Here is a 13809-nt window from a genome sequence, read left to right as displayed (position 1 = left end):
AGGCCTGACGGCAGGGAGGAGACGCATGACGACCGACGCCTTCAAGGCATTGACGGTAGAGACCTTGCCCGTGCGATTGGGCAAGCTGGAGGCGATGCGGTCACGCGTCGGCGACGACATCGCCGCCTGGACCGTGCGCGAGGTCGGCGACGGCAACCTCAACCTCGTCTTCATCGTCGAAGGCCCGGCCGGCGGCGTCGTGGTCAAGCAGGCGCTGCCCTACGTCCGCCTTGTCGGCGATTCCTGGCCGCTACCGCTGAAACGCTCCTTCTTCGAATACCACGCGCTGACCCGGCAGGAAGCGCGCGACCCCGGCTCGACCCCAAAAATCTTCCATTTCGACGAGGCGCAGGCACTGATCGTCATGGAATTTCTGTCGCCGCACATCATCCTGCGGCGCGGGCTGATCGCCGGCAACATCTATCCGAAGATCGGCCGAGACCTCGGCCTGTTCATGGCCCGCACGCTGTTCCGCGGCTCCGACTTCCATATGGAAACGAAGCATCGCAAGGCCGATCTCGCGCTGTTCGCCGACAATGTCGAGCTGTGCGACATCACCGAAAGCCTCGTCTTCTCCGATCCCTATTTCGAGGCGAAACTCAACCGGCACACCTCGCCGCAGCTCGACTCTCTTGTCGCCGAGCTGCGCGCCGACCGCGACCTGAAGGTGGAGGCGCAGCGGCTGAAGCATCTCTTCGCCGCCAATGCCGAGACGCTGGTGCATGGCGACCTGCACACCGGCTCGATCATGGTGACCGAGGCCGACACGCGGATGATCGATCCGGAATTCGCCTTCTACGGGCCGATGGCCTTCGACGTCGGCATGGCGCTCGCCAATTTCTGGATGGCCTTCTTCTCGCAGCGCGGCCATGAGAAGGCCCCGGGCGATCGGGAGCGGATGCGCGACTACCTGCTCGGCGTCATCGTCGAGGCGTGGTCGGTGTTCCGCGCCGAATTCTCGCATCTTTGGCGCACCGAGCGCACCGGCATTCTTTACGAGAAGAGCCTGTTCGAGCATCAGGGCGACCGGCTGGCCTCCGAGCAGGCGCTGGACCACGTGCTGCATCAGCTGTTCGACGACATGCTGGGTTTTGCCGGCGTCGAGTGCCACCGCCGCATCCTCGGCCTCGCCCACAATGCCGATTTCGAGACGATCGAGGACGCCGACCTGCGCGCCACCTGCGAGGCCAAGGCGCTGCGCTTCGGCCGGCATCTCGTGGTGAACCGCAAGGCCATCCACGGCATTGAGGAGGTGAACAACCTGGCCGGTCTGATCGAGAAGGAGCAAACGCTATGAAGGTCGGCGAAAAACATTTCCGCACCATCTGGCTGAATGCCGACGGCCGCTCCGTCGACATCATCGACCAGCGCTGGCTGCCGCATGCCTTCCGCATCGAGACCGTCGACACCATCGACGGCATCGCCACGGCGATCCGCGACATGTGGGTGCGCGGCGCGCCGCTGATCGGCGTGACGGCGGCCTACGGCGTCGCCATGCAGATGGCCGACGATCCGTCGGACGCCGCGCTTGAAGCGGTCTGGCACAAGCTGCACGAGACGCGCCCGACGGCGATCAACCTGCGCTGGGCGCTCGACGAGATGACCCGCATGCTGAAGCCGCTGGCGCCCTCCGAGCGCGCCGCCGCCGCATATAGGCGCGCCGCCGAGATCGCCGACGAGGATGTCGGCCTCAACCGCTCGATCGGCGAGAACGGGCTGAAGATCATCCGCGACATCGCCGCCCGCAAGAAGCCGGGCGAGCCGGTCAACATCCTCACCCACTGCAATGCCGGCTGGCTCGCCACCGTCGACTACGGCACCGCCACCGCGCCGATCTATCTGGCCGTCGAGGCCGGCATCCCGGTCCACGTCTATGTCGACGAGACCCGTCCGCGCAACCAGGGCGCCCAGCTCACCGCCTGGGAGATGGCCGGCCACGGCGTGCCGCACACGCTGATCGTCGACAACGCCGGCGGCCACCTGATGCAGCATGGCGACGTCGACATGGTGATCGTCGGCACCGACCGCACCACCGCCAACGGCGATGTCTGCAACAAGATCGGCACCTATCTGAAGGCGCTTGCCGCCGCCGACAACGGCGTGCCCTTCTACGTCGCCCTGCCCTCGCCGACGATCGACTGGACCGTGGCCGACGGGCTGAAGGAAATCCCGATCGAGGAGCGTGCGAGCGACGAGGTGTCGCTGGTGTGGGGCAAGACCGGCGACGGCGAGATCGCCCAGGTGCGCGTGTCGCCCGACGCCACCCCGGCCCGCAACCCCGCCTTCGACGTGACTCCGGCCCGGCTGGTGACGGGGCTGATCACCGAGCGCGGCGTGGCGAAAGCCTCGCGCGCCGGGCTGGCGGAACTGTTCCCGGAGCGCAGGGCCGCCGCGGAGTAGCGCGGCAGGGTTTTGATGCGCGGTTCGAACGACCAGTGGCAGTAGCGGCGGCTGTTCCATCAATTCGGCGCAGCCGGTACCTGCCCAATTACTGATCAGCATTGTGCGGGTGCCAGTGTTTTGATCACCTGCTACCCCGCCGCTGCGCAAAGAAATTGCACTCCCATCGTCAGCCGCCCAACGAACCAGCCCGCCGATTCCGCTCGTCCTCCTTAAACCTCTGGAATCCATCCCCGAATCATCCTCGACCAGGCCGGCCCGGCAACTGGCACGGCGGTTGCATCGCATTGCTGCGGTGCAACAACCCGTTCGGAGGTTTGTATGAGGGGACTGACAACAACGATAAGAAGCCTGCTGGCCGCCGGGGCGCTCTCGGCTGGCCTGATGGCCGCGCCCGCCTGGTCGCAGGAGGAGACGATCAAGGTCGGCGTGCTGCATTCGCTGTCGGGCACGATGGCGATCTCGGAAACCACGCTGAAGGACACCATGCTGTTCCTCATCGAGGAGCAGAACAAGAAGGGCGGCGTGCTCGGCAAGAAGCTGGAAGCCGTCGTCGTCGATCCCGCCTCCGACTGGCCGCTGTTCGCCGAGAAGGCGCGCGAGCTGATCTCGGTCAACAAGGCCTCGGCGGTGTTCGGCTGCTGGACCTCGGTGTCGCGCAAATCGGTGCTGCCGGTGTTCGAGGAGCTCAACAACCTGCTGTTCTACCCCGTCCAGTATGAGGGCGAGGAAAGCCAGCGCAACGTCTTCTACACGGGCGCGGCGCCGAACCAGCAGGCCATTCCCGCCGTCGACTACCTGATGAACGAGGAAGGCGTCGAGCGCTGGGTGCTTGCGGGCACCGACTACGTCTATCCTCAGACCACCAACAAGATCCTTCAGGCCTACCTCGAATCCAAGGGCGTGGCCAAGGAAGACATTCTGGTCAACTACACGCCCTTCGGCCATTCCGACTGGCAGACCATCGTCACCGACATCAAGAACTTCGGCTCGGCCGGCAAGAAGACCGCCGTGGTCTCCACCATCAACGGCGACGCCAACGTGCCCTTCTACAAGGAGCTTGCCAACCAGGGCATCAAGGCCGAGGACATCCCGGTCGTCGCCTTCTCGGTCGGCGAGGAGGAACTCGCCGGCCTCGACACCGCCCCGCTGGTCGGCCATCTCACCGCCTGGAACTATTTCCAGTCGGTCGACACGCCGGAGAACGCCGAGTTCATCGCCGCGTGGAAGGGCTACACCAAGAACGACAAGCGCGTCACCAACGATCCGATGGAAGCCCATGTCATCGGCTTCAACATGTGGGTGAAGGCAGTCGAGAAGGCCGGCACCACCGATCCCGACGCCGTCATCGACGCCATCATCGGCGTGTCGGTGCCCAACCTGTCGGGCGGCTACTCCACCATGATGCCGAACCACCACATCACCAAGCCGGTGCTGATCGGCGAGATCCAGGCCGACGGACAGATGGAGACGGTGTGGCAGACCTCCGGCCTGGTGGTCGGCGACGAATGGTCCGACTACCTGCCGGATTCCAAGGACCTGATCGCCGATTGGCGGGCGCCGCTCTCCTGCGGCAATTTCAACGTCGCCACCGGCAAATGCGGCGGCAAGGGCATCAACTGACGCGCATCCTCCCAAGCGACGCGCGCACCCGGGCGGGGTTTTCCTCGATCGCCCCGCCCGGGGAAATTGATCCCAAAGGCACAGTCCTTATGACCTGTAGCGCTCCTTCCCACCCCCCTCTGGCCTGCCGGCCATCTCCCCCGCAAGGGGGGAGATCAGCCTTCGTCTCCCTTCCCGCCTGTTATGCAACGCTGGCGATTGGCGAAAGCGGCGATGACAGCCAATCTCCCCCCTTGCGGGGGAGATGGCCGGCAGGCCAGAGGGGGGTGGGAAGGAGCGCGGCTCTTACAGTACTGGCATTTCTCCTTACCTTCCTTGCGGCCTTCATCTCCCCCGCCTCCGCCGACGAAGCCGCCCTGCGCGCGACCATCGCCAAATTCGCCCAAGCGAAAAACTTCCAGGCGACCGAATCGGTCGTGAAGGAGCTCGCCGCGGCCGGCGATCCCGCCGTCGAAAAGCCGCTGGCGGCGCTGGCCGAGGGCGATCTTTATGTCCGCAAATCCGATGCCGCCGTCTTCATCGGCAGGGAGAGCGGCCAGGCGGTGAAGCTCGCCGATCCGCTGACCGGCGCCGAGGCCGGCGAGGCCGCCAAGTCGGAGGTGACCAAGGTCAGGGTCAACAACAGCCTGCGCCGCGCCATCCGCGAGGCGCTGGGGTCGCTGACGCTCGGCGCCGAGGATCCGGCCGCCCGGCTTGCCGCCGCGCAGACCATGTTCAGGACCCCGGATCCCGATGCGATCGAGGCCCTCGACGCGGCAATCGCCAAGGAAGGCGTCGCCAGCGTCAAGACAGCGCTTGAACAGGCACGTGCTGCGGCGGCGCTCGCCTCCGATCTGCCGGAAGCCGACAAGCTGGCGGCGATCCAGGTGGTGGCGGCGCGCGGCGACCGCGACGCGCTGTCGCTGCTCACCGGCTTCCAGGCCAGGGCGGAAGGTCCGCAGAAAGAGGCGGCTGCGGCCGCGATCAGCACGATCAACTCCTCGCTGGCGATCTGGGCGGCCGGCCAGAACGTCTGGTACGGCATCTCGCTCGGCTCGGTGCTGCTGCTCGCCGCCATCGGCCTCGCCATCACCTTCGGCGTCATGGGCGTCATCAACATGGCGCATGGCGAGATGGTGATGCTCGGCGCCTACACCACCTATGTCGTGCAGAACGTCATCCGCACCTCGGCGCCAAACCTGTTCGACTGGTCGCTGGCGATCGCCCTGCCGCTCGCCTTCCTGGTCGCGGCCGCCGTCGGCTTCGCCATCGAGCGCGGCATCATCCGCTTCCTCTACGGCCGGCCGCTGGAGACGCTGCTCGCCACCTGGGGCGTGTCGCTGATCCTGCAGCAGGCGGTGCGCACCGTGTTCGGCCCGACCAACCGCGAGGTCGGCAACCCGTCCTGGATGTCCGGCGCCTTCGAGCTCGGCCAGCTCTCCATCACCTGGAACCGGCTGTGGATCCTGTGCTTCGCGCTCGCCGTCTTCTTCGTGCTGCTGTTCGTCATGAAGAAGACGCCCTGGGGCCTGCAGATGCGCGCCGTCACCGCCAACCGGCGCATGGCCTCCTCCATGGGCATCCGCACGCCGTGGGTCGACGCGCTCACCTTCGCGCTCGGCTCCGGCATCGCCGGCATTGCCGGCGTCGCGCTTTCCCAGATCGACAACGTCTCGCCCAATCTCGGCCAGGGTTACATCATCGACAGCTTCATGGTGGTCGTGTTCGGCGGCGTCGGCAATCTGTGGGGCACGCTGGTCGGCGCGTTCTCACTCGGCGTGCTCAACAAGTTTCTCGAACCCTATGCCGGCGCGGTGCTCGGCAAGATTCTCGTTCTCGTCCTGATCATCCTGTTCATCCAGAAGCGCCCGCGCGGCCTGTTCGCGCTCAAGGGCCGGGCGGTGGAGGCATGATCGCGAAGAATACCCCCACCCCTAACCCCTCCCCACAAGGGGGAGGGGAACTTGGCGGAGACGCCTCCGTGTTCCCCTCCCCCTTGTGGGGAGGGGTTAGGGGTGGGGGTTCTCTCGCAAAGACTCTTTCACTTGGCATTCGACGCCGGAGATCCCAACCATGATCTCCGGAAAGTTCTTCGCAGCCGGCGCCGACAGGCGCATCGCCATCACCATCGCGATCCTGGTGGCGGTGGCGATCGTCGTGCCCATCCTGAACCTCGCCCTGCCGCCGGATTCGGCACTGCATGTGCCCTCCTACATGGTGGCGCTCACCGGCAAATATCTCTGCTACGCGCTGCTGGCGCTGTCGCTCGACCTCGTCTGGGGCTATTGCGGCATCCTCTCGCTCGGCCACGGCGCCTTCTTCGCGCTCGGCGGCTACGCCATGGGCATGTACCTGATGCGCCAGATCGGCGATCGCGGCGTCTACGGCAACCCGCTGCTGCCCGATTTCATGGTGTTCCTGAACTACAAGGAACTGCCGTGGTTCTGGCATGGCTTCGACCAGTTCTGGTTCGCCGCCCTGATGGTGATGCTGGTGCCCGGCCTGCTCGCCTTCGTGTTCGGCTGGTTCGCTTTCCGCTCCAGAGTCACCGGCGTCTATCTCTCCATCATCACCCAGGCGATGACCTATGCGCTGCTGCTCGCCTTCTTCCGCAACGACATGGGTTTAGGCGGCAACAACGGCCTGACCGACTTCAAGGACATTTTCGGCTTCAGCGTGCAGGCCAATACGACGCGCTCCGCCCTGTTCGCGGCGAGCGCGCTGGCGCTGGCACTCGGCGTGTTCGTCACCTGGAGGATCGTCGGCTCGAAATACGGCAAGCTCCTGATGGCGGTGCGCGACGCCGAGAGCCGCACCCGCTTCCTCGGCTGGCGGGCCGAGAACGTGAAGCTGTTTGCCTTCACCCTGTCGGCGGTGATGGCCGGCATCGCCGGCGCGCTCTACGTGCCGCAGGTCGGCATCATCAATCCGGGCGAATTCGACCCCGCCAATTCGATCGAGGTGGTAGTGTGGACGGCGGTCGGCGGCCGCGCCACCATCGTCGGGCCGATCGTCGGCGCTCTGCTCGTCAATGCGGGAAAAAGCTGGTTCACCGGCGCCTTGCCGGAACTGTGGCTGTTCGCGCTCGGCGGGCTGTTCGTCGCCGTCACCCTGTTCCTGCCGAAGGGCATCGTCGGCACCTGGGATCAGTGGCGCGCGCGCTCGCGGCACCGGGCTGCGCCGGACGAGGCGGACGGCGACGCCGGTTCCGAGGAAGAGGTGGTCGTGCGCGTCGAGCCGCGCCCGGCGGCGCAGTTGAAGCCCCCGCATGGCGGCCTCGCGCCGCAGCCGGCGGAGTAGGCCATGTCGAAGAGCGGCACCATCCTCTATCTCGACGGCGTCTCCGTCTCCTTCGACGGTTTCCGCGCCATCAACAATTTGTCGCTCGTCCTCGACAAGGGCGAGATGCGGGCGATCATCGGCCCCAACGGCGCCGGCAAGACGACGATGATGGACATCGTCACCGGCAAGACCAGGCCGGATACCGGCGAAGTCTTCTTCGACGGCCAGACCGATCTCACCAGGCACGACGAGGCCGAGATCGCCATGATGGGCATCGGCCGCAAATTCCAGAAACCGACGGTATTCGAGAACCATAGCGTCGAGGACAACATCCTGCTGTCGCTGAAGGGGCCGCGCTCGATCTTTCCGGCGCTCTTCCACAAGCACTCGGCCGAGGAAAAGCGTCGCATCGACGAGATCTTTTCGGTCATCCGCCTCGGAGACAAGCGGCACGATCTCGCCGCCAACCTGTCGCACGGGCAGAAGCAGTGGCTCGAGATCGGCATGCTCCTAGCGCAGGACCCGAAGCTGCTGCTGGTCGACGAGCCGGTCGCCGGCATGACCGACGCCGAGACGGAGGAGACGGCACGGCTTCTCAAGGACATCGCCAAGACCCATTCGGTGATCGTGGTCGAGCACGACATGCATTTCGTGCGCGAGCTCGGCGTCAAGGTCACCTGCCTGCACGAAGGCTCGGTGCTCTCGGAAGGCACGCTCGATTTCGTCTCCTCCGACGAGCGTGTCGTCGAAGTCTATCTGGGGCGGTGACGGCGATGTGGCGGGTTTGTCTGGATCGATTTGATGGGATCCGTTCGCGCGGTACCCCCACCCCTAACCCCTCCCCACAAGGGGGAGGGGGACTGGCCCGCACTTCCGCCGGGCTCAGATTGTCGACGGTTTTGCTCCGCAAAGCGGCCGCAAGGTCCCCCTCCCCCTTGTGGGGCGGGGTCAGGGGTGGGGGTAACCTGCCCAGCCATTTTACCAACCTCCCCTGGCGCGCCGGAAGGCTCGTCACCCCCATCGTTGCGGCGGTGGGGGCGCGGGGGGACCAGGTGCAGGGGACGGTTCACTTTCTTCCCGCCGACATGCTGCGGCGGTTCCGGCGCTGGCGCGGGCGGGAGAAGGCGGACTGTCCCCGGGCGTTCGACCCGCAGCGCGCGGAGACGTACCATGCTTGAGGTCGAGAACGCCGTCCTCCACTACGGCGCCGCCGAGGCGCTGCGCGGCGTCTCGCTGAAGGCAGACGCGGGAAAAATCACCTGCGTGCTCGGCCGCAACGGCGTGGGAAAAACCAGTTTGATGAGATCGATCGTCGGCCACCACCGGCTGACGAGCGGCAAGGTAGCCTTCGAGGGGAAGGCGCTCGACCGGAGCGCGGCGTATGATCGCGCCCGGTCGGGCATCGCATTCGTGCCGCAGGGGCGGGAGGTGTTCCCGCTGCTGACGGTCAAGGAGAATCTCGAGACCGGCTTCGCGCCACTGAAGCGGTCGGAACGCAACATCCCGCCGCATGTGTTCGAGCTGTTCCCGGTGCTCAGGCAGATGCTGGCGCGCCGCGGCGGCGATCTCTCCGGCGGCCAGCAGCAGCAGCTCGCCATCGGTCGCGCCCTGGTCATGCGGCCGAAGCTGCTCGTCCTCGATGAGCCGACCGAGGGCATCCAGCCCTCGATCATCAAGGACATCGGCCGCGCCATCCGCTATCTGCGCGACAGCGCCGGCATCGCCATCCTGCTGGTCGAGCAGTATCTCGACTTCTGCCGCGAGCTCGCCGACGAGGTCAACATCATGGACCGCGGCCGGATCGTGCATACCGGCCCGGCTGCCGACCTCGACAGGCCGGACGTGCGGAAGTTCCTGACCGTGTGACACGAAGGCCCCGCCGGATTTCCGTGGAGGCGGCGTGGCCGTTGCTCCGGCTGAGGCCGACGGTGAGCCCTCCGTGACTCGCGCCGCCGATCCCCGGCGAATGAGGCTGGACGGATTCCGTCCGTGATCGAGACCACCGGATCACCATTGCGAACAGCCGCCGTATCTATTCAGATGTCGAAAATCAATGACCGCACCTGCGACGCGGGCAAGAGACAATCAGTGGTAGACCCTCAAGAAAGAAACAAGCAGTCGGCAGGTGGGGCTCAAACAAAGCCTGCGATCAACCAGAATTTACATCGCACATCGGCTGGTTTTCAGGAGCCCGTGGCGGTGGCCGTGTGATTCTGCTATAGCGCAGTTTACCTTGAGGAAGGTGGCCGATCGCTTCGGAGAAGAGGGAGGGCATTGCATGACCGCGCTTGATACCGTCAAGGCGATATACGAGCTTTATGGCGCCGGGGATATGGACGGTGCCCTGAAGTACTGCGACGAGGATGTGTGCTTCGACTGGCCGGTCGACCAGACACTGGTCCGGTTCGGCGGACACTGCAAAGGGCGGGATGCTTTCCGTGCCCGGCTGGCCGAGTTGCACCGGACTTATGACTATCACGCCTTCCGTCCGGCCGCCTTCCTGGCGGACGGCGACCGGGTGGCCGCGCAGATCGAGGTGGAGCTGACGCATCGCGGGTCGGGCCGGCGCTTCCAGATGCGCTCGGCGCATTTCTGGACCGTCCTGGACGGCCGCGCGACCGAGTTGCTCGAGTATTACGATACAGCGCTGATCGCCGCCGTCGAGCAAGGATCGTTGCCGTCGGCGGCATAGCCGACCGCGATCTCCCGCGCATCCCGCAAGTCGTGAGGGATCGCGTCGGCGGCGCGTTGTCGGGGCGAGCTATTCCCGGAAGCCCGTGACGAAAGCCGCGGATACCCAGCCGCTCCGGCAGGGACCCTTGTAGGAGGATCTGACGGCGGCGGGCGTTCCCGTGCCGCAGTCCTGGCCCGCCTTGCCGTAGACGATGCCGAACCAGCGGCCGTCGGGCCCCTCGGCCTTTTCCTCGCAGATGGTTATCCCGCTGCCAGCCGCCAGCTTGTCGACGACCGGATGGCGAGGCCCTGGCCCGCTGCGGACATTGAGCCGCGTGGCGATGGCGGCGACAGCCGCGCTGGCGCCGCATGCGTCGGACTCCGCGTCGCCGCCGACCATGACGGCGACGGGAGCATTCTGGCCCGAGGCATGCGTGGCCGCCAGGACCGCGCCCAGCAGGATCGCGGCCGGAAACGAGACGCCCGGCCATCGACGCCGGCTGCGTCCGCCACGTCCTTCGAGCACTTGCCGCGGAAGACCGCGGATCGGGTTTGCCATCGCGCTGCGCAAGTGCCTCAGTTCCGGTTCTTCAGGATCGCAAAGACCTTGCGCTCGGAGAGGAGATTCCCGGCGGCGGTGAGGTTGTAGCGCTTGTAGTTCACCGTGTCGCTGTTGTTGCCGCCGAGCGCCCTGACGAAGCCGTCGCCGACCTCGACGATGATGTCGCAATGGCTGAAGAAGCCGTCGGCCGCGGCCGCCTGGTCGTAGGTGCGCGGCGTGTTGCGCCACTGGCAGACCATGTCGCCCAATTCCGCCTTCTGCTCGCCGATGCGCCAGCCCCAGAACGGCGACTCCTCGCCGGCCAGCTTCTTCTTGATGGAATCGTGGATGTAGCGGGCGTGCGCGGCAGCGAACTTGAACCCGTTGTATCCCGCGGTGCGCACGCACCAGGAGATGAAGGCCGCCGACCACGGCTGGTCGCGGTCCCTGCCGTCGAGATTGAGGCCGATCGCGTCCCACATCTTGCCGACGAAGCGGAAGTAGGGTTCCTCGTTCTCCTTGCCCGATCCCCGGTCGAACTGCAGCCATTCGGCCACGGCCGCCGACATCAGGCTTTCCTTGGCTGCGCTGACCAGCGCGCGCAGGCGCCGTTCGGCGACGACGCCTTCCACCTCGTGCCCATTGACCTTCGTTCCGACCTTCACCCATCCGTCGGTCCCCGACGGACCGGCCGTGGTCACTGCATGGCCGCGCGGCAGCGCGGCCAGGATGGTGCCGTTGACGGGCGCAGCCCGCAGATTCAGCATATCAAGATTCACGCGCATTTCCAGCATGATGAACCTCTCAAAGGTTACCATTCAATTTTCGGGTAAATCTCTGGCATGCGCCGCATGTTTTGAGCATCGGCGCGTACACAAGAAGCAATATACAAGAAATACTTTTATACTTCAATATCGAATGAAAAACAATTTAGAGAATGTCCTTCCAATTTATATTTATCTCCTGATCCTGTGAAGACTATGCCTTAGTTTCTCAGTTTTTCATCTTCTGATTTGTAAAAGGATATATTTAAACCAGCCAGATCGCACGGAAGTTGCATGCCGTGCCCTGGATAGGCCTCATTTGCCCGACGGCCGCTGCAGGCCGTTCTTCACAGAAAGCTCTGCGGATCGATGTCGACCTGCACGCGGATAGAACCGCGCGGCTTCGGCCCGTTGGCGAGAAGCGTGCGCAGAAATCCCTGCATGTCGGATCGCCGCTCGCCATGGACGAGCAGGCGGAAGCGGTGGCGGCCGGCGATCAGCGCCAGCGGCGCTTCCGCCGGGCCGAGCACGCTGATGTCGTGGGCGGGCGGCGCGGCGCGGCGCAGGCCGCGCGCATGGCCGTCCGCCTCGGCCCGCGTCTCGGCGCTGACGACGATGCCGGCCAGCCGGCCGAAGGGCGGCAGGCCGGAGCGCTCGCGCTCGGCGATCTCGCGCTCGTAGAAGGCCGCGGCGTCGCCCGACACCAGCGCCCGCATCACCGGATGGTCGGGCTGGAAGGTCTGCAGCAGGCCGAGGCTCTTCTTGCCGGTGCGCCCGGCCCGCCCTGTGACCTGGCTGAGCAATTGGAAGGTACGCTCGGCGGCGCGCGGGTCGCCATTGGCAAGGCCGAGGTCGGCATCGACCACGCCGACCAGCGTCATGTTCGGGAAATTGTGACCCTTGGCCACGAGCTGCGTGCCGATGACGATGTCGGCCTCGCCCTTGGCGATGGCGTCGAGCTCGAGCCGCAGCCGCTTCACCCCGCCCAGCATGTCGGAGGACAGCACGATGGTGCGCGCCTCCGGAAAATGCCCGACCACCTCCTCGGCGATGCGCTCGATGCCGGGCCCGCAGGCGGCGAGATGATCGAAGGTGCCGCATTCCGGACAGGCCTCCGGCCGCGGCTCGTGATGGCCGCAATGATGGCAGAGCAGTTGGCCGCGGAAACGGTGCTCCACCAGCCAGGCCGAGCAGGACGGGCACTGGAATCGGTGCCCGCAGACGCGGCAGAGCGTCAGCGGCGCATAGCCGCGCCGGTTGAGGAAGAGCAGCGCCTGCTCGCCGCGCTCCACCGTCCGCCGCACCTGCTCGACCAGCACCGGCGAGAGGAAGCCGCCCCGCGCCGGCGGCGCACGGCGCAGGTCGACGGCGCGGATGTCGGGAAGCGCCGCATCGGCGAACCGCGACGGCAGGGCGATGCGCCGGTAGCGGCCCTGGTCGGCGTTGACGCGGCTTTCCACCGATGGCGTCGCCGAGGCGAGGATCGCCGGGAAGCCGCCTATATGCGCGCGCACCACGGCCATGTCGCGGGCGCTGTAGAAGACGCGGTCCTCCTGCTTGAAGGCCGGGTCGTGCTCCTCGTCGACGACGATCAGGCCGAGCTTCGGGAAAGGCAGGTAGAGCGCCGAGCGCGCGCCGGCCACGACGCGGGTCTGGCCTTCCGCCACCTGCCGCCAGACGCGCTCTCGCATGCGCGGCGGCAGGTCCGAGTGCCACTCGGCCGGCTTGGCGCCGAAGCGGTCCTGGAAACGCTCGAGGAATGCCTGGGTCAGCGCGATCTCCGGCAGCAGGATGAGCACCTGCCGGCCCTGTGCGAGCGCGGCCGCCACCGCCTCGAAATACACCTCGGTCTTGCCGGAGCCGGTGACGCCATCGATCAGCGTGACGCTGAAGCGATCCTCGGCGACGGTCCGGCACAGCTCGGCCGCGCCGTCCGCCTGCTCGGGGCTCAGCCTGCCGCCGCCATAGGTCGGGTCTGGAGGTGCCACGACCGGCCGCGGCGGGATCATCTCGGCGGCGAGCACGCCCTGCGCCTTCAGCCCGTCGATCACCGAGGAGGAGACGCCGGCGGCATGCGCCAGGCCCGAGCGGGTCCAGGCAAGGCCGTCGCCGGCAAGCTCCAGGACGCGCGCCCGCGCTTCGGTGAGGCGGCCCGGCTCGGCATCCGTGCGCTTCAGCCCTTCGATCCAGGGCTCCGGATCGAAGGCTTCCGGCGCGCGCAGGATCATGCGCGCCACCATGCCGGGCGCCGACAGCGTGTAGGTCGCGACCCAGTCGATGAACCGGCGCATCGGCTCGGGCACCGGCGGGCAGTCGAACACGTGATCGATCGGCCGCAGCTTCTTCGCGTCGACCGCGCCACCGTCGCCGTCCCAGACGATGCCGGCGACCAGGCGCGGGCCGAGCGGCACCCGCACGATCGAGCCGGGCTCGACCGTCATGCCGGCCGGCACCGCATAGGTGTAAGGCGCTTCCGCCGGCACCGGCACCATCACGGGCACCGCGCCGGTCTGCGAATCTCGTTTCATGATGAGCGACCTTGCCCCG

At 66.5% G+C, this 13809-nt stretch carries 12 protein-coding genes; 9 read left to right on the top strand and 3 right to left on the bottom strand.

What is annotated here, in order from left to right; translation table 11 throughout:
• Positions 1–25: 25 nt before the first annotated feature.
• The 9 genes from mtnK (at position 26) to C7I84_RS15730 (ending at position 9976) form a co-directional block, all read left to right on the top strand.
• Positions 26–1297 carry an S-methyl-5-thioribose kinase gene (gene mtnK / locus C7I84_RS15770; protein WP_106773159.1) on the top strand — a complete coding sequence of 424 codons (1272 nt, stop codon included), beginning with the start codon at positions 26–28 and terminating at the stop codon, positions 1295–1297.
• Complete coding sequence (gene mtnA, locus C7I84_RS15765; protein WP_106773158.1) at positions 1294–2400, top strand: S-methyl-5-thioribose-1-phosphate isomerase; 1107 nt, start codon at positions 1294–1296, stop codon at positions 2398–2400. Before mtnK ends, mtnA begins: the two co-directional genes overlap by 4 nt.
• A 321-nt stretch (positions 2401–2721) precedes the next feature.
• On the top strand, positions 2722–4023 hold the full coding sequence (gene urtA / locus C7I84_RS15760; RefSeq protein ID WP_106773157.1) for an urea ABC transporter substrate-binding protein: 1302 nt from the start codon (positions 2722–2724) through the stop codon (positions 4021–4023).
• 266 nt (positions 4024–4289) lie between these two features.
• Positions 4290–5915 carry an urea ABC transporter permease subunit UrtB gene (urtB, locus tag C7I84_RS15755; RefSeq protein ID WP_245428454.1) on the top strand — a complete coding sequence of 542 codons (1626 nt, stop codon included), beginning with the start codon at positions 4290–4292 and terminating at the stop codon, positions 5913–5915.
• 160 nt (positions 5916–6075) lie between these two features.
• Positions 6076–7302, top strand: coding sequence for an urea ABC transporter permease subunit UrtC (urtC, locus tag C7I84_RS15750; protein WP_106773155.1), 1227 nt, complete (start codon positions 6076–6078; stop codon positions 7300–7302).
• A 3-nt stretch (positions 7303–7305) separates the two neighbouring features.
• Positions 7306–8052 (top strand): urea ABC transporter ATP-binding protein UrtD, encoded by a 747-nt coding sequence (gene urtD, locus C7I84_RS15745; protein ID WP_106773154.1) that lies wholly within the window; start codon positions 7306–7308, stop codon positions 8050–8052.
• A gap of 402 nt (positions 8053–8454) precedes the next feature.
• Positions 8455–9150 carry an urea ABC transporter ATP-binding subunit UrtE gene (urtE, locus tag C7I84_RS15735; RefSeq protein ID WP_106773152.1) on the top strand — a complete coding sequence of 232 codons (696 nt, stop codon included), beginning with the start codon at positions 8455–8457 and terminating at the stop codon, positions 9148–9150.
• Between the two features lie 123 nt (positions 9151–9273).
• The gene (locus tag C7I84_RS29715) at positions 9274–9495 is read left to right on the top strand and encodes a hypothetical protein (RefSeq protein WP_133170105.1); all 222 of its coding nucleotides are present in this window, start codon (positions 9274–9276) and stop codon (positions 9493–9495) included.
• A 67-nt stretch (positions 9496–9562) separates the two neighbouring features.
• Positions 9563–9976, top strand: coding sequence for a nuclear transport factor 2 family protein (locus C7I84_RS15730; protein ID WP_106773151.1), 414 nt, complete (start codon positions 9563–9565; stop codon positions 9974–9976).
• Positions 9977–10045: 69 nt separating this feature from the next.
• Here the strand turns inward: C7I84_RS15730 and C7I84_RS15725 are convergent, their stop codons facing one another.
• The 3 genes from C7I84_RS15725 to C7I84_RS15715 all read right to left on the bottom strand — a co-directional run bounded on the left by C7I84_RS15725 (position 10046) and on the right by C7I84_RS15715 (position 13790).
• A complete protein-coding gene (locus C7I84_RS15725) occupies positions 10046–10516 on the bottom strand; it encodes an SH3 domain-containing protein (protein WP_106773150.1) in 471 nt (156 codons plus the stop codon).
• Between the two features lie 17 nt (positions 10517–10533).
• Complete coding sequence (locus C7I84_RS15720; protein ID WP_165816096.1) at positions 10534–11277, bottom strand: DUF2272 domain-containing protein; 744 nt, start codon at positions 11275–11277, stop codon at positions 10534–10536.
• A 332-nt stretch (positions 11278–11609) separates the two neighbouring features.
• Positions 11610–13790, bottom strand: coding sequence for a primosomal protein N' (locus C7I84_RS15715; RefSeq protein ID WP_106773148.1), 2181 nt, complete (start codon positions 13788–13790; stop codon positions 11610–11612).
• Positions 13791–13809 lie beyond the last annotated feature (19 nt).

Origin of the sequence: Kumtagia ephedrae, assembly GCF_003012745.1 — a bacterium.
In the GTDB taxonomy this organism is placed as follows: Bacteria; Pseudomonadota; Alphaproteobacteria; order Rhizobiales; family Rhizobiaceae; genus Kumtagia; species Kumtagia ephedrae.
Note: the sequence above shows the minus strand (reverse complement) of the source record. Positions and strands in the feature narration are given on the sequence as shown.